The organism is Alkalihalobacillus sp. TS-13, from assembly GCF_019720915.1.
Lineage (GTDB): Bacteria > Bacillota > Bacilli > Bacillales > Fictibacillaceae > Pseudalkalibacillus.
On record NZ_JAHKSI010000001.1, the window covers coordinates 2409500 to 2432009 of the forward strand.

At 42.5% G+C, this 22510-nt stretch carries 21 protein-coding genes; 7 read left to right on the forward strand and 14 right to left on the reverse strand.

All coding sequences use genetic code 11. The annotated features are described in order from the left end of the window. Positions 1 to 110: 110 nt before the first annotated feature. The gene (gene chbG / locus KOL94_RS11780) at positions 111 to 818 is read right to left on the reverse strand and encodes a chitin disaccharide deacetylase (protein ID WP_221566612.1); all 708 of its coding nucleotides are present in this window, start codon (positions 816 to 818) and stop codon (positions 111 to 113) included. Positions 819 to 890: 72 nt separating this feature from the next. Beyond that, positions 891 to 1202 (reverse strand): YggT family protein, encoded by a 312-nt coding sequence (locus tag KOL94_RS11785; protein WP_221566613.1) that lies wholly within the window; start codon positions 1200 to 1202, stop codon positions 891 to 893. 86 nt (positions 1203 to 1288) lie between these two features. On the opposite strand from KOL94_RS11785, the gene KOL94_RS11790 reads away from it, so the two are divergent. Further along, complete coding sequence (locus tag KOL94_RS11790; protein ID WP_221566614.1) at positions 1289 to 2044, forward strand: ion channel; 756 nt, start codon at positions 1289 to 1291, stop codon at positions 2042 to 2044. On the opposite strand, the gene KOL94_RS11795 is transcribed toward KOL94_RS11790, so the two are convergent. The 5 genes from KOL94_RS11795 to KOL94_RS11815 all read right to left on the reverse strand — a co-directional run bounded on the left by KOL94_RS11795 (position 2041) and on the right by KOL94_RS11815 (position 9699). Beyond that, entirely contained in the window at positions 2041 to 2445 is a 405-nt protein-coding gene (locus tag KOL94_RS11795; protein ID WP_221566615.1) for a YugN-like family protein, read from the reverse strand. The genes KOL94_RS11790 and KOL94_RS11795 overlap by 4 nt on opposite strands. Before the next feature lie 1236 nt (positions 2446 to 3681). Further along, positions 3682 to 5034 (reverse strand): glucose-6-phosphate isomerase, encoded by a 1353-nt coding sequence (locus KOL94_RS11800; protein ID WP_221566616.1) that lies wholly within the window; start codon positions 5032 to 5034, stop codon positions 3682 to 3684. A 99-nt stretch (positions 5035 to 5133) separates the two neighbouring features. Further along, positions 5134 to 6327 (reverse strand): MFS transporter, encoded by a 1194-nt coding sequence (locus tag KOL94_RS11805; RefSeq protein ID WP_221566617.1) that lies wholly within the window; start codon positions 6325 to 6327, stop codon positions 5134 to 5136. A gap of 398 nt (positions 6328 to 6725) precedes the next feature. Further along, complete coding sequence (locus KOL94_RS11810) at positions 6726 to 8372, reverse strand: SLC13 family permease (RefSeq protein WP_221566618.1); 1647 nt, start codon at positions 8370 to 8372, stop codon at positions 6726 to 6728. A 163-nt stretch (positions 8373 to 8535) separates the two neighbouring features. Continuing rightward, the gene (locus KOL94_RS11815) at positions 8536 to 9699 is read right to left on the reverse strand and encodes an iron-containing alcohol dehydrogenase (RefSeq protein WP_221566619.1); all 1164 of its coding nucleotides are present in this window, start codon (positions 9697 to 9699) and stop codon (positions 8536 to 8538) included. 373 nt (positions 9700 to 10072) lie between these two features. Here KOL94_RS11815 and KOL94_RS11820 point away from each other — a divergent pair, with 373 nt between their 5' ends. Further along, positions 10073 to 10303: a DUF378 domain-containing protein gene (locus KOL94_RS11820; protein ID WP_221566620.1), complete on the forward strand. Its 231-nt coding sequence runs from the start codon at positions 10073 to 10075 to the stop codon at positions 10301 to 10303. 48 nt (positions 10304 to 10351) lie between these two features. Here KOL94_RS11820 and yugI read toward each other — a convergent pair whose 3' ends face one another. The 5 genes from yugI to KOL94_RS25250 all read right to left on the reverse strand — a co-directional run bounded on the left by yugI (position 10352) and on the right by KOL94_RS25250 (position 15490). After that, the gene (gene yugI, locus KOL94_RS11825; RefSeq protein WP_221566621.1) at positions 10352 to 10747 is read right to left on the reverse strand and encodes a S1 domain-containing post-transcriptional regulator GSP13; all 396 of its coding nucleotides are present in this window, start codon (positions 10745 to 10747) and stop codon (positions 10352 to 10354) included. A 150-nt stretch (positions 10748 to 10897) separates the two neighbouring features. Beyond that, entirely contained in the window at positions 10898 to 12808 is a 1911-nt protein-coding gene (gene asnB, locus KOL94_RS11830) for an asparagine synthase (glutamine-hydrolyzing) (RefSeq protein WP_221566622.1), read from the reverse strand. A 378-nt stretch (positions 12809 to 13186) separates the two neighbouring features. Then, on the reverse strand, positions 13187 to 14584 hold the full coding sequence (locus tag KOL94_RS11835; protein WP_221566623.1) for a class II fumarate hydratase: 1398 nt from the start codon (positions 14582 to 14584) through the stop codon (positions 13187 to 13189). Between the two features lie 78 nt (positions 14585 to 14662). Further along, entirely contained in the window at positions 14663 to 14944 is a 282-nt protein-coding gene (locus KOL94_RS11840; protein ID WP_221566624.1) for a hypothetical protein, read from the reverse strand. Positions 14945 to 15097: 153 nt separating this feature from the next. Then, entirely contained in the window at positions 15098 to 15490 is a 393-nt protein-coding gene (locus KOL94_RS25250; protein WP_260412296.1) for a hypothetical protein, read from the reverse strand. Between the two features lie 180 nt (positions 15491 to 15670). Between KOL94_RS25250 and KOL94_RS11850 the strand changes: the two genes are divergently transcribed. Then, positions 15671 to 16558 (forward strand): alpha/beta fold hydrolase, encoded by an 888-nt coding sequence (locus tag KOL94_RS11850; RefSeq protein ID WP_221566625.1) that lies wholly within the window; start codon positions 15671 to 15673, stop codon positions 16556 to 16558. Positions 16559 to 16842: 284 nt separating this feature from the next. Here KOL94_RS11850 and KOL94_RS11855 read toward each other — a convergent pair whose 3' ends face one another. Continuing rightward, a complete protein-coding gene (locus tag KOL94_RS11855) occupies positions 16843 to 17124 on the reverse strand; it encodes a hypothetical protein (RefSeq protein ID WP_221566626.1) in 282 nt (93 codons plus the stop codon). A gap of 113 nt (positions 17125 to 17237) precedes the next feature. Here KOL94_RS11855 and KOL94_RS11860 point away from each other — a divergent pair, with 113 nt between their 5' ends. Next, the gene (locus KOL94_RS11860) at positions 17238 to 18395 is read left to right on the forward strand and encodes a CapA family protein (RefSeq protein WP_221566627.1); all 1158 of its coding nucleotides are present in this window, start codon (positions 17238 to 17240) and stop codon (positions 18393 to 18395) included. A gap of 148 nt (positions 18396 to 18543) precedes the next feature. On the opposite strand, the gene KOL94_RS11865 is transcribed toward KOL94_RS11860, so the two are convergent. After that, positions 18544 to 19362 carry an SRPBCC domain-containing protein gene (locus KOL94_RS11865; RefSeq protein WP_260412297.1) on the reverse strand — a complete coding sequence of 273 codons (819 nt, stop codon included), beginning with the start codon at positions 19360 to 19362 and terminating at the stop codon, positions 18544 to 18546. Positions 19363 to 19726: 364 nt separating this feature from the next. On the opposite strand from KOL94_RS11865, the gene KOL94_RS11870 reads away from it, so the two are divergent. The 3 genes from KOL94_RS11870 (at position 19727) to KOL94_RS11880 (ending at position 22376) form a co-directional block, all read left to right on the forward strand. Then, a complete protein-coding gene (locus KOL94_RS11870; RefSeq protein WP_221566628.1) occupies positions 19727 to 20044 on the forward strand; it encodes a DUF3870 domain-containing protein in 318 nt (105 codons plus the stop codon). Positions 20045 to 20144: 100 nt separating this feature from the next. Next, on the forward strand, positions 20145 to 21311 hold the full coding sequence (locus tag KOL94_RS11875; RefSeq protein WP_221566629.1) for a DUF819 family protein: 1167 nt from the start codon (positions 20145 to 20147) through the stop codon (positions 21309 to 21311). Positions 21312 to 21353: 42 nt separating this feature from the next. Next, a complete protein-coding gene (locus tag KOL94_RS11880) occupies positions 21354 to 22376 on the forward strand; it encodes a C40 family peptidase (RefSeq protein ID WP_221566630.1) in 1023 nt (340 codons plus the stop codon). The last annotated feature ends 134 nt before the right edge of the window (positions 22377 to 22510 follow it).

Below are 22510 nucleotides of genomic sequence, written 5' to 3' on the forward strand. Positions count from 1 at the left end.
GCTTGTTTTTAATTCGTTACCACAAAGCCTCGGGAGTGAAACAAATCAGTGTCGTAAAAACCGTTTTTCGTGTACTAAAGATGCCCCCGCTGAGCACCTTACAACCGTTTTTATGATAAAACAAATCGCTTGCTTAACTTTGTATTGATCAAGATCTCCAATTCTTCTGTTCTCTTTTCACAATAGGAGGAACCCTTTATCAGTTCTTGGTCGATATATCCAGGGTGGCACATGACTTCGACACTGGAAACGTCTTTTATCCTTTCGTGTAAAGTAGAAAAATAGGATCCTGAAACATTTTCCCGGGTAAAGTCACTGAGGAAAACATCGGTCAACAGTTTCAAACCGTGGACCTTTTCACTAAAAACATTCCGTACTGGTAAGTTATATTTATTGGATAGTCGTTTAACAATTGGAAGCAGTTGGGGGTGTTTGTGCATGTGGTGATGACTGTCAAAGTGTGTGGGTTCCAAACCTAGACTATAGAACTGCTCGATCTGTGCTTTCCATTCTTTTTCGATATCTTCCAACTTAGAGGATAGGTCCTGATCAAGATTTCTCGTCATGATCAATTGGCCGTCGCCATTCGATACTGAAGGTACATCCTTAGCTACTGCTTTTCCACATGTCAGCGTCAAATGGATACCAACCCGAAAGCCGGGGTTGTTTTTCGCTAATTCAACTGCATGCTCGGTTCCCAGCATGTTCACAAGCATCGTTGTTGAATTTACGATGCCATATTTATAAGCATCGATGATACCATAGTTGACACCTCTCGAATAGCCGAAGTCATCTGCATTTACAATCAATTCTATCATGACAATCCGCCCCATCCTTCTTTTCTTCCATTGTAGGTGGAGCTGCAACTTTTATAAAGAAATCCGTATTATCTATCGCCTTCGATCGCTGTTCCCTGAATTGAGCATCAAGATGAATTGGACGAGGAAATACGATAAGAACGCATAGACGATCAACGCAAAAATACTCGTCAATTCAAGCTCATAACGTCCCTGGATGACTGGTGTCGGAAAGATATTCTGAAAAGGTGATAATAACGGGATAGTCAAATTGTAAACCCATTGGACAAAGGGTGTATATGGATTGGCACCGAAAAGCTTTAGAACAATACGTAATAAAATAAGTGCTTCAATAATACCCATGAACAAGTTAACTAAATAAACCCCAAAAGGTCTCCGCTTCATCATCATACCTCCTTTCTATAAGTTTCTAACAATTAAGATATGGTTATACTGCTGATAATGACACTACTTGACCATAGGTGAATGGAATGAAATCGATCACATTGCAATATCTACGTCTTCCGCCGATCGCACGGTTATTGATCATCGTTTTTTTCGTACTGACTATTTTCGGCATTACAATCCGTATCCTAGAACCGACCAATTTTCTGACCGTTTTTGACGGCATTTATTGGGCGATCGTGACTGCAGCAACGGTTGGTTACGGTGACCTTGTACCGAGATCGATTTTTGGAAAAATGATGACGATATTCTTGATTTTAATTGGCACAACCTTTTTCACTTATTTTTTTGCTCAAGTTGCTGGTGCTACCATCAAGCGCCAATCCGGGCTTCTTAAGGGGGATGTCGCTTACGAAAAGAGCAGTCATATCGTAATCGTTGGTTGGAATGAGCGAGCGAAGGATTTGATCGAACAGATTCATAATCGGGACCCGGAAGAAAAGATTGTCCTCATCGACCGGACGCTTCCACAGAATCCGTATCAGTATGGCAATATCCATTTTATCCATGGAAAGCCTTATGAAGATCTGACTCTGCAAAAAGCAAATGTGGCAGAAGCTGAAAAAGTGATAGTGACTGCCAATAATCAAGTCAGTGAAGAACAGTCCGATATGGATGCCATTTTAACGCTGCTCGCTGTAAAAGGAATCTGCCCAGAAGCACAAACGATTGTAGAGATTTTGACGCCTACACAATATGAGAATGCGAAACGAGCAGGTGCCGATCATATCATCCACACATCGAATATTGTGAGTTTAGCCTTTTTCGAAAACCTTGGTTAACGAAGAAGCTGTTCTTCTAGATCCCGGACCATTTTTTCGCCAACCTCGATCCATTTTTCGTCAATAGAACCGTCTGGATCTTGGGGTTCAGAGAATTGGTTGAGCGTTGCATTGGCATTCCCAGCACTTATGTTGTCATCCAGACCTCGTTGATAGACATGGTGCAGAAGATAAGGCGTTCCGACACTTATGATGCATCCGTTGCGATCGAGTTCTCCCTTAATCGCCTGGAACGGAATTCGGAGATACATATAGCCTTGTTCATCGTCGAGCTTGTAATCGAATGCGCCGTGGTCGTAATCCCAACCGCCGCCGATTTCATACCCTAAGGGTTTCAACGTATATTCAAGTTCATTCAGTTCAAACTGCTCACCATCTAATTTCGATTTGATTTCGATCATTGTCGTTTCTCCCTTCAGAAAACCTATACCTTTATCGTAACCACTCTCCTTCATTTTCATTAAAAATATGGCAGGATCTGCAGTGCGATATGTTTTTTCCTAACTTAATTAGCTATGTTAAAACGAAGTATGAAGAATTCTCATCGCAGACACGAAAATGATTTCATTTTTGTGTTGAGATCCTGTTCAAGTGAGGAGGCTAGGGGATCTAGGGCTAATGCTTGGAAGTGATGTCTAGCTCAGCGACCAGTTACTTGGATCACTTCAAACTTCCTGCGGCGGCAACACATTGATTGACATCCTTATGAGTTAGCCCACGCAGAACCAAGTCTTTGTTTGGTTCGAGCCCCCTCGTCAATTTTTCAGTGACCTTCGTGACTAATCGGGTCGCTTCCGCTTTTCGTTCGCTCGCTGAAAGGGAGTGAATTTCGCAAAAATCACAATAAGGTATAACATAGCCAATAATTTGTTTTTAGAAATAAAAAAGCACCTTAGATTATCCAAGGTTGCGGGTTGGTTGCTTAAAATTCATTTTTTAATTATTTTGTTTTTTAGTGTAGATTTGGTTATAATATAATTAGAAAAGGCATAATCTAAAAACCAGCTATAGTATAATTAGCTGGGCGGAACAACCGTATAGACCGTTAGAGGACGGTCAAGACTCAGGGAAAGTAATCCACACAAGCTTGCCGGCAGGGTGGATTACTTTTTTCGTTCGATTAAAGTAATCACCAGTGTTATCAGCAGAATCATAAACGTAGCTGTAGCTATGTCAAAATTACTGTGATTCACGGCCACCACCCCCTTTCCCAGGGGATATCTGACCGTCCACCCTGCCTATACGATTGTTCCTATGAACATTATACACAAAAAATAGGAAAATAAATACAAGCCACTAACTTACACCTATAAAATGATTGCAGTATAGTTTTAAACTTTCTTATATCTGAGTCCTTAACGGGACGAATCCGATCAACAAACGGATTTTTGGATTTCACTAACCACAGTCAAATATTCTTTAGGTTCTGTTTAAGGACTTTGGTTGTTTTAGGCGAAATTCGCGACACTCCTGCGGGAAAAGTGGTCCAGGCGAGACCCCGCAGCGAGGAACTGCGAGGAGGCTCGTGACACGCCTGCGGAAAGGGAGAGAATTTCGTAGAAATCAACAATATAAACGAACAGAATCTTTAAAAAAGAAGCTGACTTTGTTAAAAGCCAGCCTCCCTCTTATAGATTTTATTCCAATCGACCTTCTAATTCTTCTTTCAAGTCTTCAAATCCTGGTTTTCCTAGTAATGCGAACATGTTTTTCTTGTATGCTTCGACGCCCGGTTGATCGAACGGATTCACTCCTAGGAGGTAACCGCTGATCGCACATGCTTTTTCAAGGAAATACACTAGGTAACCAAAGTTATAAGCGTTTAATTCCGGAATGTTCAGGACAAGATTTGGAACACCGCCATCAGTATGCGCTAGCAATGTGCCTTCGTATGCTTTCGTGTTGACGAAATCCATCGTTTTACCTGCAAGGTAGTTCAGTTTGTCAAGATTTCCTTCGTCCTCTTCAATCGTAACTTCTGTTTTAGGTATTTCAACGTTCAGGATCGTTTCGAAAATATCGCGGCGTCCTTCCTGTACATATTGGCCTAGTGAATGAAGATCCGTTGAAAAGTCTGCTGCTGCTGGGAAAATCCCTTTATAGTCTTTCCCTTCACTTTCACCGTAAAGCTGCTTCCACCACTCTGCGACATAATGAAGCGCAGGCTCGTAATTGACCATTAATTCGGTGGTCTTCCCTTTGTTGTATAAAACATTTCGCACTGCCGCATATTGATAAGCTTCGTTTTCTGCGAGGTTCGGGTTGTTATACACATTCCGTGCATCCGCTGCACCTTTCATCATCGCTTCGATATCGACACCAGTAGCTGCGATCGGAAGAAGTCCAACTGCCGTCAAGACGGAGTAACGCCCTCCAACATCGTCAGGAATGATGAAGGTTTCGTAGCCTTCCTGATCTGCAAGCGTTTTTAAGGCTCCTTTTTCACGATCGGTCGTTGCATAAATACGTTTACGAGCTTCTTCTTTTCCGTACTTCTCTTCTAAAAAGCTACGGAAAATACGGAAAGCGATTGCTGGTTCTGTCGTCGTACCGGACTTCGAGATGACATTGATCGAGACGTCCTTGTCTTCAAGCACATCAAAAAGATCTTGTACATACGTAGAGCTGATGTGATGCCCGACAAAAATGACTTGCGGTGTATTACGCTTTTCCTTGTTCAGCATGTTGTAAAATGAATGGTTCAGCATCTCGATAGCGGCTCTTGCGCCAAGGTAGGACCCGCCGATTCCGATAACAAGAAGCACTTCTGAGTCAGACTTGATCTTTTCAGCCGCTTTTTGGATACGTGAAAACTCTTCGCGGTCGTAATTTTCGGGAAGATCGACCCAACCGAGAAAATCGTTTCCGGCTCCAGTCCCGTTATGTAACGCTTCATGAGCGGTTTTCACTTGATCTGTAAGATGGTCAATTTCATGTTGACCGATGAATGACAAAGCTTTTGTATAATCAAAACGAATTGTAGATGTCATGGTATCCCTCCGTCTTCTATTACGTCCTTCATTATCACTTTATCGGATTAAAAAATTGAACGCAACCACTAGCTTTAATGTAAACGATTACAGTACGAATTATTTCAGATGTTTGAGTTTTGGCAGGAAAAGGGCCACGATTAATAATAAAAAACTGGTGCTGGTGATCCCGATCCAGGCAAAATGATCCCATAGTTTCCCTACGGCAGTACTCCCGATTGCGACCCCGACGTAGTAATTGATCAGATAAAAGCTCGATGCACCGCTTTTATGATGTGTCGCAGTTCGGCTGACAAGGGCAGCTGCCATCGAATGCGCAATGAAAAATCCAGTACAGATCATGCCGAGTCCAATTAAAATGAAAGGAGCATATTGGATAGCAGTCAACCATATCCCGATGGCTAGTAAACTTAGCCCACCGAATAACACGCTCGAAAGTCCGATTCTAGCGGAGATCCGACCTGCTAATGGAGGAGCGATGACACCTAAAGCATAAGCGAAATACGTGAATGAAATCAGTTTTAGCGTCCAATTGAAGGGTTCTCCATGTAGATAAAACGGCAAATACGTCCAGACCGCGGTGAACATCGTCTGCAGAAGAAGCCCCATCACGAATAGAGGAATGAGCCGCATATCGGTCAAATGAACGAACATTCCTCGCAGATCGGAGCTGATCGAAGCCGGTTTCTGCTCGAAAAGCCGTTCTTCAGGTAGTAAAAAGAGGAAGAGCAGGATGACAATTACCCCAAATCCCGATAAGCTCAGAAGGGTAGTCTGCCAACTGAACACGTCTGTGAAATAACCAGCGAAGACTCTTCCGCCCATACCTCCTAATGCGTTACTCGCAATATAAAAAGTCATGGCGAGGCTCAAGTGGCGCCTATCAATTTCGTCCCCCAGGTAACCCATTGCAGCTGCTGGAATTCCGGCGATGAAGAATCCTTGTAAAAACCGTAATGCGATGATGAGGTAGAATTCCGTTGCAAATGGCATCGCAAATAACGTCGCGACGGTTACGATGAGCGAGATATTCATGATTGTGCGACGTCCATACCGATCAGCCAGAAATCCAAGCACAAACAGTCCGATGATCATCGTGATGACCGAAGACGAAACCAACAGACTGGAGAACGTCGGTGTGATATCGAATTCTTTTACGAAAACAGGCAGTAAAGGCTGGAAAACATACAACGTCGAAAAAATAAGCAAAGACGCAACAGCAAGCGCAAGGATAATGCGCCAGAATTTTGGATTTTGTTTCGTATAAGGCAGTCCTTTTTCATGTTGATCCATCGTATCCATCCTCTTGTTATTCGAGTTCGGGTGTTTTAACGGTGATCCTTAGGTAAGATCGCTGAATAGATAAAGGATTCGGACAGTGGTTGTCTCTTCTCCCCTTCTCCTGTCCTAATAAGACTTGGATTGGGACAACTTTTCGCTTTTTCCCTTGGATCCTGTCCCAATTAAACTTGTATTCGGACAGAACTTCGCTTTTTTCTCCTGCTCCTGTCCGAACATCGTCCAACGTCGGACAGAAAATCACTTATTTTTCCCTCTACTGCCTGAATGTTGCCCTACTTTGGACATGCACGTTCCCCATAAGGAAGAGAGTGGATTTCGCAGCAATTTTAAGAAAGAAAATAAAAAAGAAGAAAGGCGTTAGGTGCCTTTCCTTTCGCCTTTCAAACCGGTTATTGTCTAAGCGAGTCTGGGAAGCTTGTGATGTCGATGCCCCAAACCACTGGTAAATACAAATATATCGCTATTGTAATGATAACAACTGAGATGATGTTGAGCCACAATCCTGCTCGCGCCATGTCTGGAATCCGCAGATATCCGGAACCGAACACGACCGCGTTTGGGGGAGTCGCAACCGGCAGCATGAACGCACAGCTGGCTGCTAAACCTGCACCAATCATCAAGGTATATGGATGTACAGAAATTGCTCCAGCCAGTGAAGCCATGATCGGGAACATCATTGTAGCTGTTGCTGTGTTCGACGTGATTTCTGTCAAGAAGATAACCATAGCAGTCACGATTACGATGATTAAGATCAGATTGACACCTTCTAATACCGCCAATTGGGTACCGAACCATTCAGCAAGGCCTGACTCCTGGAATCCAGCGGCAATCGCAAGTCCACCACCAAATAGTAGGAGGATGCCCCAAGGTACACCTTTTGCCGTTTCCCAATCTAATAGGAATTCTCCCCTCTTTGTTGCAGAAGGAATCATGAATAATAGAATAGCTGCTGTCATTGCGATGATCGTATCGTTGATGTTTTCATTTAAATCAACCAAGATAAACGACCTTGAAATCCAGGCAAGTGCAGTCAATGTAAAAACAGTCAATATGACTTTCTCTTCAGGTCCCATAAAGCCAAGTGCCTTCTTTTCGTTATTGATGACTTCTTTACCGCCAGGAAGCTCACGAATTTTCATTGGAAATGCGAACTTGACCAGATAGTACCACGTAATTGCCATCAGGATAATCACGATCGGTACACCGAACAGCATCCACCCAGCAAAAGAAATTTCAATGCCGAATGAGTTTTTTACAACTCCAGCAAAAATCGTATTCGGAGGTGTCCCGATCAACGTTCCTAATCCTCCGATTGATGCAGAATAGGCAATTCCAAGCATGATCGCCTTACCGAAATTGAAATTCTTCACATCAGTGTCGACATGCCCTTCTTTTTTCAATTGTTCAGAAACCTGATAGATGACAGCCATGCCGATCGGTACCATCATCATCGCTGTGGCTGTGTTCGAAATCCACATCGAAAGGAAACCCGTTGCCACCATGAAACCGAGGATGATTCGTTCTGTACTTGTACCGATTGCGGATATGATGAAAAGCGCGATTCGTTTATGAAGGTTCCACTTTTGCATTGCCAAAGCAATCAAGAAACCGCCTAAGAATAGGAAAATCGTATTATCGCCATAAGATGAGGCGGTGATATCTCCGCTCAACCCGCCAGTCAAGGGGAATAAAATCAACGGCAGTAAGGAAGTAGCTGGAATTGGTATCGCTTCAGTGATCCACCAGGTTGCAATCCAAAGTGTACTTGCCAGAACTGCCAAGCCCTCAGAGGAAAGTCCTTCCGGTTTGAAGAATAAAAGGGTGGCGATAAAAAGCAATGGTCCTAAAATAAGTCCAATTCCTTTGCGCCTTCCATACGCAGGTCCAGGGCCGGATGAATTTGCACTAGTGTTTTTCGAGTTCGATTGTGTCGTAGATGAGCCGTTTTGTGTGGATGATAGCTTCAACAAATCCTTCGCTTGATGGTGCCAATCCCACAATGTTGACCAAACATTTCGTAACAATGATTGTTGCATCGTATTCCCTCCTAATCCCTAAATTTGATCAAATTTCACTTTCCCTTCATTACCCATGGTAAAACGCTTTCTTTTTAACATAAAGGTTAGTGACCGTTATTGTTGTTTTATATCAATAGAAAAGGAAAAGGGAGATCCGATCGGTTTCTCCCTTTTCTACAATTTACATTGACATTTCTAAAATCTTTTCTACGTCTGGCTTATTCAGGGTCTGGAAGTTGCCGAACTCACCGCGTGCCATTGCACGTTCTGCCATCAGATCAAGCTTGGAACCATCGATGTCATAATCCGCTAGTCGGCTAGGTGCACCGAGTGATATCCAGAATGTTTGGATTTCATCAATCGCAACCAGTGCCAGTTCACGATCGGTTTTACTAGATGGATCGACAGCAAAGACACGTACAGCCAATTGTTTCAGCTTACGCTCTGCCTCTTCGATATTGTGTTTCATCCAATTCGGGAACAATATTGCGAGTCCCCCTGCATGCGGAATATCATAGACTGCCGAAACAGCGTGTTCAATATTGTGTGTCGCCCAGTCACCACGTGCACCCATTTGTAAAATTCCGTTCAATGCCATCGTACCGCTGTAAAGTATCGTCTCACGATGTTCGTAGCTTTCAAGGTTTTCGAGCAGCTTTGGTGCGGTTTCAATGACAGTAAGAAGAATCGCTTCTGCCATACGTTCTTGCAGCTTCGTGTTTGTAGCAGGATGAAAATAGGACTCGAGCACATGCGACATCATGTCAACTATGCCGTAAACCGTTTGGTCACGCGGTACAGTGATTGTATTCACTGGATCGAGAATTGAAAACTTCGGGAAGTTCGCCGGGCTGCCCCACCCATATTTCTCATTCGTTTCCCAATTGGTGATGACAGCGCCAGAATTCATTTCTGAACCTGTTGCGGCTAGTGTCAATACTGTACCGAATGGAAGGGTTTCTTCCACCCGAACTCGGTTGGAGATCATCTCCCATACATCGCCATCGTACTTCGCTCCACCGGCAATTGCTTTCGTACAGTCAATGACACTTCCCCCACCGACTGCGAGTAGGAAGTCAACATTATTTTCACGGACAATCTCGATTCCTTTTCGTACTGTTGTCAACCTTGGATTCGGCTCAACTCCGGATAATTCCGTCACCTTTGCATCTATTGCTGATAGACGTTCCATCACCAGGTCGTATAACCCATTCCGTTTGATGCTTCCGCCGCCATAAACCACCAGTACATTTTTACCGTATTGGGGTATTTCACTTTCCAGAGCATCAATCTGCCCTTTTCCAAAAATCAACTTGGTCGGGTTTCTGAATTCAAAGGATTCCATTCTACTCCTCCTCTTTTATTATTTTCAGGCTTTTTTTAACGGTTTTTCTTACTTCCATAATCCTGTCAAAATTATGGTGGAAATATACTAGCCTTACAATTTTTCGTCAACCTCTTAATTTAATGGCTCTGTTAACAGCCTTTGTTGATTTTAAACGAAATTTTTGATACTCCTGCGAGAAAAGCGAGTATATTTCCTTTCTTGTACGAAAACAGCATTCTACAAAGTCCCTTTATATTATCTCGAAATTTTTCTCTACAAGTAAAGTAATCTGTTTTTATCCTCTTGACAAAATTTATGTATAAAGGAAGGCTTTATTTTCCAAAATAAGAAAGAAGTAAATTCTTCCACATTGAAGGAGGTATAACGCATTATGAATGGACTTCAACGTACAGCGTTAGCTTTAGTGATTATTGGTGCCATCAACTGGGGACTTATCGGCTTTTTCCAATTTGATTTAGTGGCAGCGATATTCGGTGGACAAGACTCTGTCCTTTCACGGATCGTATATGGATTAGTCGGTCTCAGTGGACTGTATTGCCTGACTTTGTTGTTCAGACCTTCTGAAGAGTTTGAACGTGAAAACAGAACTGAAATGACGTAAAGAAAAGTACTAAAAAAGCAACTAACATTCCGTTAGCTGCTTTTTTGCTTATTTTTTCAAACGCTTATTTAATTGCGCTTGGCGGTCGTTGGATTCTTTTAACCAAACCTTAAGTTTATCTTCAAGAGTGTTGAACCCTTGAGCGCTATCGTTTTGAGCCGGGCGCTTATTACGGCGTGGGCGCTGTTGCTGCTTAGGCTCAGGTGCAGCTTGTGTTTTGCGGATGGAGAGGGAGATCTTTCCGCTATTTTCTTCTACGTTCATAACTTTCACTTCCACTGCATCTCCGACAGAAAGGTGATCATTTATATCTTTCACGTAATCGTGAGAAACCTCAGAAATATGAACGAGTCCTTGATGCTGGTCATCTAGGGCAACAAACGCACCGAACGGCTTGATCCCAGTGACTTTCCCCTCTACTATGCTTCCAACTTCGTATTTCATACAAGTAACAACTCCTACAAATTTTTTAACTTTAACAGTATAACATACAACCCCGGTTAATACAAAAACTGATAAAAGATTCTAAAAGCAAAAAACCACTGGTATGACAGTGGTTTTTTGCTCAATTTTCCCAATATCATTGAAAGCTTATCAGCTTGTTGCTGCGTTTCTCATGAACATTTCATCTTCTAGCACATGTCCGTGGAAGTCATAAAGGTTCTCGACATATATCTGGTGCCAGACCATGAATATAAGGACTGTCCATAGTTTACGACTATAGTCCAGCTTTCCAGAGCGATGTTCATCAAAGAGCCGCAAAACGATTCTTTTATCAATATATTGTTCCGTTTTACTTTCTTTGATCAGCGTCCTTGCCCAGTCATAGAGTTCATTTTTCAGCCAATGACGGATCGGTACAGGAAATCCTAGCTTCCTTCGATATAGGACCGATTCTGGCACAATACCTTTCATCGCTTCACGGAATGCGTATTTCGTCGTTCCGTTGGTCACAGAATCTGTAGGCGCGATTTGTGATGCCACCCGAAAGACTTCTTTATCCAGGAATGGCACCCGTAGCTCTAAGGAGTTTGCCATTGTCATTTTATCCGCTTTGACAAGGATATCGCCTCTCAGCCATGTATGCATATCCACATACTGCATCTTATGGATGTCATGATACGCTTTCGCATTTTCGTAGATTGCTGCTGTGACTTTCTGATAATTCCACTCTTTGTTGTACGATTTAAGCAAGTACTCTTTTTCAAGCTCGGTGAACATTTTCGCATTCCCGATATAACGTTCTTCCATCGACATGCTGCCGCGTTCGATGAAGCTTTTTCCTTTCGTCCCTTCAGGCAGGATATCTGTAAGTTTCTTCAACCATTTGCGTAGCCCCAATGGCAAGGTTTGATAGCCTCTTAAAGAGTTCGGTTCGTTATAGATCGTATAGCCGCCGAATAATTCATCCGCACCTTCGCCTGACAGCACGACTTTCACATGCTTGCTCGCTTCACGAGAGACGAAATACAAGGGTACTGCTGCTGGATCTGCCACTGGATCATCCATATGCCAGATTATTTTTGGTAATTCACTGACGAATTCTTCAGGTTTGACGATATAATGGATGTTCTCGACATTCAAAGCGGCTGCAGTCGATACAGCAACGTCTATTTCACTGTATCCAGTACGTTCAAAACCGACTGTGAAGGTCTTAATCTTTGGATTAATTTCCCGAGCTAATGCAACAATCGCACTTGAATCAATACCACCTGATAAGAAACTGCCTACGGGTACATCACTACGCATATGTACCTTGACTGAATCTCTCAACACATTGCGAATTTCTTCTATGGTACGATCGATCGGTGCCTGTTTTACATTGAATGTCGGCTTCCAGTAGGAATGGATCTCCATTTTTTCGCCAGGTTTCTTCTTAAAGTAATGTCCGGGCATCAATTTTTTTATATCGACCGACATCGTGTCCGGTTCAGGAACGAATTGATACGTTAGATAGTGGTGAAGTGACTCTAAATTGACTTCTTCTTGTTCATGTAAAGCTGATAAACTTTTCTTTTCAGATGAACAAAAAAGGTGTCCACCCTTTTCAGTGTAAAAGAATGGCTTAATGCCGAATGGATCTCGCCCACCGAACAGTTCTTTATTCTTTTTGTCCCAGATCAGAAAACTGAACATGCCGCGTAGATCTTTTATGGATTCAGTACCTTTAAATACATAGTTGGCCAAAATGACTTCTGTATCTGATTGGGTTTGGAATTCGTATCCTTCTTCAATCAACGAATCACGTAGTTCAACATAGTTGTAAATCTCTCCGTTGAAGATGATCCAATACCGCTCATCCTCATATGATAAAGGCTGATGGCCGCTTTCTATATCTATAATACTCAGTCTTCGGAAACCGAACCGAACATGATCATCATAAAAAAGCCCTTCATCGTCCGGACCTCGATGAGTGATGAGGTTAGTCATCCCTTTTAGTTGTCTTATTTCGCATGCATCTACATCTCTTGGTTGGTCAGAGACATAACCGACAAATCCACACATCTGACTTGCCTCCTTCATAATATTTCTAAAAATACCCACACTTTAACATTTTAATCCTATACTTTAAATTAGACGAGTGACAATCGTCTGTGTTTCAGACAAAAATTTTATTTTTTACCAATTGTACTTATATTACCCATATAATTTGTAAAAAGTTTGTCGAAAATACAAGTTTATCAAAATTCTTTTAAAAAACAGGTTGGCATTAGATTTATTCAATTTAAAATCCGGGAAAAGAAGACCATTTTATAAGAGCTGGGAATCGATTATTTTTCTCGATAAAATCGAAATTACGCAAATGAAGTAATAAAAAGAGACAGACTTATGTCTGCCCCTGGGTGTATATCAATATAATTTTCTATCCTACTGGTATGATCATTACACTAGATTTTCTGGATCGAGAAGGTCCGCTGCTTCTTTCTCAGACATGATTCCTCTCTCAAGAATGATTTCTCGAACCGTTTTTCCAGTTCGGAAGCTTTCTTTCGCTATTTCAGCAGCTTTCTCATAGCCGATCTTCGGATTAAGTGCCGTAGCCAAGGCTAGGCTATTTTCCATCAATTCGCTCATTCTGTCTTCATTCGGCTCGATTCCATTAATGCAACGTTCGGTGAATGTATCCATCCCCGTTGATAAAATGGTGATCGATTGCAGGACATTGTAACCGATGATCGGCATCATTGGATTGATTTCCAACTGGCTGCCTATTCCTGCAGTTGAAACGCACGTATCATTACCAATCACTTGCGAACAGATCATATAAAGGTTTTCAGGAATGACCGGGTTCACTTTCCCTGGCATGATTGATGAACCGGGTTGTACAGGTGGTAAGTTCAACTCGGCGATTCCAGTTCTGGGTCCTGAACTTAACAATCGGAGGTCACTTGAAACTTTGATCAAGTGGATGGCGATTTCCTTCAAGGCGTGACTGACGCGAATCGCTGCACCTGTATTCTGCATGAAGCTGAATCGATTTTTCGGCTGTTTGAAGCCCAAACCTGTACTTTCTGCGACAGCCATGATCGCCCTGTCACTATATTCAGGATGTGAATTGATTCCAGTACCGACAGCATTTCCGCCTAGACCGATTTCGTATAGAAACGGTTCGGCTAGTTTTACGGCGTCATAAGCGTTCTTTATGCTCTGCGCATATCCATCAAACGATTGCCCCAAGCGCATCGGCACTGCATCCTGCAAATGAGTTCGTCCGGATTTGATATACGGTTGGAATTCCTCCGCCTTCTCTTCCAATGCTTGAATCGTTTTTTCAAGAGCTGGGTATAACTGGCGATGCAGTTCTTCTGCAACTGCAATATTGATGGCAACGTGGATCGTATCATTCGTCGATTGAGCCATATTGACGTCATCATTCGGATGGACCTTTGTCCAATCGCCACGTTCCCCGCCCAATATTTCACTAGCTCTTGAAGCAATGACTTCATTCGCGTTCATATTCTGGGACGTTCCAGCTCCAGCTTGATAAGCATCAACGACAAATTGTTCATCAAGCTTCCCTTCCATCACTTCTTCAGCTGCTTGTATAATGGCATTCGCTTTTTTCTCTTCAATCTGTCCTGTGTCGCGATTTGCGATTGCAGCGGATCGTTTGATGATTGCCTGTGCACGGATAAAAGCTCTTGGCAATCGGAGCCCGCTGATTGGGAAGTTTTCTACGGCTCTTTGGGTTTGTGCGCCAAAATAAGCATCTTTCGGAACTTTGATTTCGCCTAATGTATCTTTTGCTATTCGATGATTTTCCAAGTTTCCAGCTCCCATCCCTGTTAGTGTGCTACTATGTTATGTTCCACTCTTCATACTTTTTAAACCCATTTAATTTCCAGTTTATCTGTTGGCTCATCGCCATCTCATTCTTGGATAAAATGGATAGCATCTGTTGTCTTGTGGAGGGAACTGATAGACTTTTGCAACCGGTTTGTTGATTTTGCGATATTCTGTCCGGTATCCTGCCCTTGCTCTTTCATAAAACGTTCTCTCGGAGATAGGACGCGGTGCTGACCATTCCAATGATTTTGGATTCATCCAAGAATCATGGGTGATCAATTCCCTTTTATAATAATATCGATTGCCGCTTGGATATTCTTCACAAATGTAAATGACTGTTTGACGTGAGTGCATGCTATACCTCCAAATATTAGTGAATTATGTAACAGTTTACCCAAATTTTGTGAATTTCAACGATCAAAGGCTATCGCCCGCTTGTACGAATTGATTCTGACCTAAAGAAAAGAGCTTGATTGATGCCAAGCCCTTTCTTTATTGTCAGATCTTCTAACGCCAACCTCCGAACCACCACCAGAGTCCGCAGATGATGAGTAGAATCACCACTATGACGACTACAGCCCAAATCCAACCAATACCATAACCGAATCCCCCGTAAAATGGATATGGTGGATAAAAAGGGGCTCCGCCATAAGGCGATTGTGCACCTGCTACCATACCTGGCTGCTGATGGGTTTGGATTCCAGCAACCATATTATTTGCTGCACCGACAGGGACACATAACAGCGGGCTTTGTTGCGGCTGTGTCTGTGCTCCAGCTACCTGTGTTGGTTGCTGCGGTGGACAAGGTGGTGGACAATATGGTTTCGGATAACAACCAGGACGGTCATCCGATACATTTGATTCGAAATCATATTCATCGTTATCGTAATACTGAGGCATTCCCCTAAACCTCCTTATATTTCTTCATAATAAAATATGTACTTGAACTAAAAAACGGAAGGAATATATGCTCGAAAAAGCGCCCTTTTTTCAGACGTTTGTCCATGCTTGACCTCATTTTTTGTCATTTTTTGATCTACATGAGGTTGAGTTTAAAGGAAAAACTATATAAAAAACCAGATGTTTGGGGTGAAAAAAATGGAGATGAAGGCATCTACAACTGAAGAAATAAATCCAGCAAAACAGATGCAGCTTCAGGATATCAATATATATTATGAACATTATCCCAATGGGAAACCGGATGCTCCTGTCATAATTCTGATTCATGGATTCTTGAGTTCCTGTTTCAGTTTCCGCATGCTCATCCCATTATTAAAAGAACATTTTCATATCTTCGCGATTGATCTACCTGGTTTTGGTCAGAGTGAAAAGTCCAGAAAATTCATGTACTCCTTAAAAAATTACGGGCAGCTCATCGTTGACTTTATTGAAAATATGAACATCGAGAATGCTTATGTCATTGGGCACTCTATGGGTGGACAGGTTGCGATGCATGCCTCACGGATCGCTCCAGATAAAATCAAAAAGCTGATTCTACTTGGCTGTTCCGGTTACTTGAAGCGTCCAAGCCGTTTTATCGTACGGTGCTCGTACCTGCCGTTTTTCGTATATGTCATCAAGCATTGGATCAGTAAAAAAGGTGTACGTGAAAACCTGCTGACGGTCGTCCATAATCCGTCGTTGATCGATGATGATTTGATAAATGGGTATGCCCTGCCATTCAACGATAAAGAAACATTCCATGCACTGATACGAGTCCTAAGACATCGTGAAGGAGATATGCAACAGGAGGAACTTCAACAAATAAATCATCCTATTTTATTATTGTGGGGAAAATACGATCAGGTGATTCCACTTCCTGTAGGGGAACGGATGGTCAACGATTTGCCGAATGCAAAATTGAAAGTGTACGAAAATGCAGGCCATTTGCTGCCAGAAGAAATACCAGAGGAAATCAGCGAAGAAATTTGCGGGTTCTTGGATATTGCAAAACTGAAGCAAATGTAAAACGCGTTGGAATAAGCGCCTAATATTTTGAGGTGGGCAGAATTTAGCGGACACCAGTGACCTTATTCAGGTGAAAATGTCTTGTTTGAAAAAAATAGCGGACACCAGAGACCTTAATTGAATCAAAACCTTCAATATCCGAGAGTTTTGACTCAAATAAGAGCTCTCATGTCCTCTAAACTATTCCATCCCGCCTTTTTGTCACAAATAACGGCTCTGGTGTCCGGTAATGTCTTTTTCTAACAAAATGAGCTATCCTTCTAAAATGGACAGCCCTTTCTTTTTCAGATTAAGTTTTTATCCTTCAACAAAGTAATTAACTGTTCTTTTTCCATATCCGTCAGCTTGTATTCAGAATCACAGCCCTCATTCTGCAGGACGATTTCCATTACCGTCCCCTGGTCAATGACCACTAACAGAGACGGGTCCGTCAATCCTTCGGGAATCTCACCTTTTTCAAGTTCAAACGAAAGATGGAGGTTTTTCCATCTGTCTTCTTCCATCAAATCTACATAAACATCTGAAAATTCCCAGTATGAATATTCTCCTAAACCGTATTGAATCATATGTAGTACTCCTCATAATTTATTATTTAAGTCTAAAGTTCGACTTTATTCGCTAAAATCAGTCATGGCTTGTTTCAATAAAAGTACTAAAATAGTAGTAAGGGGGTTTGTTTATGAAAAAAGTCACGGCAATCTCGTTATTTGTCGTTTTATTTGCTTTACTCTTTGTGTTCTTTTTAAATTCCGAATTTTTCTTGAACGGGGAAACTGAGGCACCGTCTAATGCTGAACCACAACATACAGAAACAGATGAACAGAATGTGCCAGAACCAGAACCTGAAGAGATCACCACCACCGCGTCATTAATGGCAGTCGGTGATATTTTAATACATGATTACGTTTATAATCAAGCTAAGACCAATGATGGCGGTTTCGACTTTACACCAATGTTCAAACTTGTTAAACCTTATCTGGATAGTGCTGATATTACGATAGCCAATCAGGAAACGATGATTGGTGGAAGTGAAATTGGTGTGTCAACGTATCCAAGATTCAACAGTCCTTTTGAAATCGGAACAACATTGAAGGATTCAGGTGTCGATCTCGTTACAATCGCTAACAATCATACCCTTGATCGTGGGGAAGATGCAATACTGAACGCCTTGGATCACTGGGATGAGATCGGTATGGAATACACAGGATCGTATCGTTCTGAAGAAGACCGTACGAATCTGCGGCTGATTGAACGTAATGACATCACTTTCTCGTTTCTAAGCTACACGTATGGAACGAATGGAATTCCTGTTCCGGAATCGAAGCCACACCTAGTGAACTTGATTGATATCGATTTGATTAAAAATGAGATTGAAGAAGCAAAGCGGCTATCGGATGTTGTTGTGCTGAGCCTCCATTTCGGAAATGAATATGAGCGGTTGCCGAATGAGCAACAGAAACTTCTTGCAAATGAAGCTGCTGCTGCAGGGGCTGATATCATCATCGGACACCATCCACATGTTCTCCAACCTGCTGCATGGATTGATAACCCGGATGGCAGCAGGACCTTTGTGACCTATTCATTAGGAAACTTCCTTTCCGGCCAGCGGAGAGACTATAAGGATATAGGCGGCATTGTCCAAATCAATGCGAAAAAAGTCGTGAAGGGCGATGATGTGGAAATATCTCTTGAAGAGCCCGCTTTCCTTCCGACCTGGGTCGATCGTCAATACACGATCCAGCCGATGTTCCAACTCGTTGATCAACAAAAAACCTACAAGGAAATCAAACAACATATGTCCCAATGGATTCCCGACATGCAATTTATCGAAGACTGATATTTGTACATCAAAAGGGGCTGACCCATAAGTGTCTGAGTTTCTCTAAGCTTGACACCATTTTGAGAAAAACCGTGGTTTTGATACAAAATGGTGTGTTGGAGGTGTCTGACACTTTTCATTTAGGTTAGCCCCTTGATTTGATCTATCAGGCTTGTTCAGGTCGTATTCCAGATTCAACATATTCTTTCAGGAACTTTCCGAGAAGTTCTTTCCATCCGCTGTCATGCATCTGTTTCCATTCTGGATCTAACAGTCCACTTGCATGGTGGGAAAGCTTCACGATGGTTTCATCCCCATTTTCCTCTAATGTATATGAATAGGCACTATTAACAGCGCCTCTCATACCCAGGAGCCCATTCAACCGAATTTCTTCCGGGGCTTTAACATACGTAACGACACCCCAAAGAGCACCTTCGTCATTGCTCCATGTCTCTAAAAAACGACCTCCGACAGTTGGTTCGAACGTCAATGTGGATTTTGCTGAACCGCTGAGCCGGTATGCCCACCATTGATCGATATCTTCTGTAAGAGCCTTATAAACTTGACCTCGAGGTGCTTTGATAGAAATTTCCTGTTCGATTTGAAATGAATCTTGCTTAAGTCCGTTTCCCATTTCTTCATTCCTCCTTGAATTTTGTTCAATCTTTTCTTTTAGTGTTATAAGTGAATTGGCAGTTCGACCTTCGTATTTATTTACCCAACGATCATATATTTGTCTCAGCGGTACAGCGTTCAAATAATTCATTCGTACTCTGCCGACTCTTCTGATTGTGATCAGCTTTGCGCTTTCAAGCATATCAAGATGCTTCATCACCGCATATCGGGTTACATCTGGAAACTTTTCATTCAGGTCCCCTGTCGATAATGGACCTTTATTAAGAAAGTCCAAAATCTGTCTCCGAATAGGATGACTTAATGCTTTGAATGTGGTCGAAAGCTCATCCATCTTTTCATTGATGTCCAACACCTTCTTTCATTATGTGACCTATAAGTAACATATTTAATGTGACTAAATAGTAACATCATCTTTTTAATATGTCAAAGCTTTATAGCAGAAACAGGAGAAACCCATAGCAGGGTTCTTGTGTATCGCTCATCGAGAAAAGTGAATTTTCGCAGTAATAGTTTGAAGAATAGAACTTTGGTCTCAGTTTGGTTAATTGATGACAATGGACTATTTTTTCACCATAAAATAGATTAAATATTGAGAATATTCATTCGCTATATTACAATATTGCTGTAGGTTCAAAGCGCCTATTTTGATGACTGTTCGTTTCATCGACGGACATCTCTCATGATATCAGCGGTTTGATCCCAGGAGGAATAGCATGTATAGCAAAAATACCATTTACATAATCGGGGACGCGAAAACCAGTTCCAACAATCCCATCACCCAGAAATTCAATGCCTTTTTTATCGGTCTTGTCATCGATCGGGAGAGTGGATTGATTGTGGATGCTGATTGCTCAGCGACCATCTCACTCACAGAGAAGTTTGTCAAATCCTTATTTATCGGTCAATCGATCAGGGATACAGAGAATGTTGCCACTGAGATCGAGACCCGCTATTTCGGTTCCTCACAAAAAGCGCTAGTCGTTGCATTCAAAAATGCCAGTATCAAATATCAACAAATTGTTGAAGAATAGTTGCTTCTCCTGGTCACTTAGGGGAAATCCAGCTAATCGACTTTGTCATATCGTCGATTAGCTGTTTTTTGTTTACAAACTGAAAGGAGTTGAAAGAGGAATGATTCAGGATGGGATCATGTACGTCAGTGTTTTGCTGGTCATTACTGCAATCATCGCTATTGCGGAGAAAAGAAGCCGCTCTAAATTTTTCAAGTATGTCCCTGGAATCGTATTGGTTTATCTTGTATGTGCTTTGCTTCAAACATTCGGGGTCTTTGCCGCTTCCGAGTCTAATGATGCAGCATATGGAACTGTAAGAGGTGTCCTGCTTCCAGCGATGTTGATGCTGATGCTTCTACATTGTGACTTGCGTAAAATCATCCGGCTGGGACCTAAAATGTTGGGGGCTTTTTTTGCAGCATCGATAAGTATCGTTATTGGATTCACACTTACATACCTTTTGTTGAAAGGATTTTATGCAACGGATACTTGGAAAGCCTTTGCTGCGTTAAGTGCGAGCTGGACTGGCGGCTCCGCAAACATGGTGATTCTTCAGGACATCCTCACTGTGCCTGAAAACATTTTCGGCTATGCGCTGATCATGGATACCGTGAACTATTCATTCTGGGTAATGTTCATGTTTTGGCTTGTCCCTTTTGCCGATAAGTTCAACCGTTGGACCAAAACGAATACAACATACCTTGATCAAGTGTCAGCTGAAATTTCAGCTGCAGAAGAAGAAAATGAAGGTGCAAGAATCGGGTTTGTGGAATTGCTTAGTCTCCTCGCGCTTGCAATTTTTGTGTCTGCGTTAGGGACGAAAATCGGTAACAGCCTGCCAGCATTAGGTACAGCCGTGAATAGTACGACGTGGACGATCATTTTTGCTTCTGTCGTCGGAATCGTGCTTGCGATGACGAAGGTGGCGAGAGTCCCAGGTTCATTGGAGCTTTCGAAAGTGATGTTGTATATCGTCATTGCGTTGATCGCCTCACATGCTGATTTTTCACAGCTTTTCCAGGCGCCGGTCTATATCATTTCAGGTTTCATGATTTTGTTTTTCCATGGGGTTGTCATGTTCCTTCTCGCGAAACTATTCAAGCTTGACCTATTCACCATGGGAGTTGCCTCTCTTGCCAACATTGGCGGGGTCGCATCTGCTCCGATATTAGCTGGTGCTTTCCATCGCTCCCTGATTCCGATCGGGATCTTGATGGCTGTACTTGGAAGCTTACTAGGTACCTACTTCGGGATTTTGACAGCAAACATTCTGTCTGCCCTCTGATTTTAAGTTCTTTTGATGTTTAAAAAATGAAAGGGGATTTCTATGGAACTTTTTAAAAAATGGTTGGTTGGTTTTCTCTCTCTTGTTCTCGTTGCTTCTTTTTCATGGGATGCGGTCAGTGCAAAGGAATTAGCAGATTCTCAGACTGAAGAAACAGCTTATGTGGATGTCGCTGCGGCTACACTCTGGGTAGCACCTGATCTCTCACGTCCGGTGGATGAACCGTCTGCGACAAATCCAGTCGATCTTCGTGAATGGACAAGTTCAATGACTTATGAGGAAAAACTCTGGCTTGTTGGAAACCTCGAAACTCAAGCCTTACTCGGATCTAAAGTTACAATTTTAGAAGAGCAAGGAAATTGGGTAAAAGTTGCAGCACATGAACAGCCTACACCAAGAAACGAAGAAGGTTATCCTGGCTGGATGCCTAAAGATCAGTTAACTGAAGGGAACGGGTTCAGAATGTTGGTCGATCGGAAACCAATGGCTATCGTTAAAGAACCTACTGCCTGGTTGTATGAAGATAAGCAAAAGTCATCTGAATTCATGGAAATCAGCATGAACACAAGGCTGCCTGTCTTGAAAGATGCTGGTGATATGGTCTTGGTGATGACGCCGAGTGATGGCGCAAAATGGTTATCAGCAGAAAAGGTCGAGGTTTATGAATCTAAAAGTGATATCCCGAGCCCAACTGCTGACGATGTTCTTACAACCGCAGAAAAGTTTCTCGGACTCCCCTATCTATGGGCAGGAATGTCAGGATTCGGGTTTGACTGCTCAGGGTTCACCCATACCGTTTATAAAACGAACGGCATCACAATTCCACGTGATTCTTCTGTCCAAGCGACACATGGCACACCAGTCGACGAGGAAGACCTTCAAAAAGGGGATCTGATTTTCTTCGCTTATAATAACGGAGAAGGCCGCGTCCATCATGTCGGTATGTACATTGGTGACGGGAAGATGATCCACTCGCCGAACTCCAGTACCACTGTCAAAATTGACGACTACAACGCACCCGGCTACGGCGAAGAATACGCCGGCGCAAGAAGATACCTCGACTAATGAATTGCACCCGTGCCAGGCACCGATTTGGAAACCTACTCTCCCAAGGAGTCTGGATCGGTGCCTGGCACCATTTTTGAGCGTTACTCTCCCAAGGGATCTCATTCGGTGCCTGGTACAGGGGCAACTGAAGG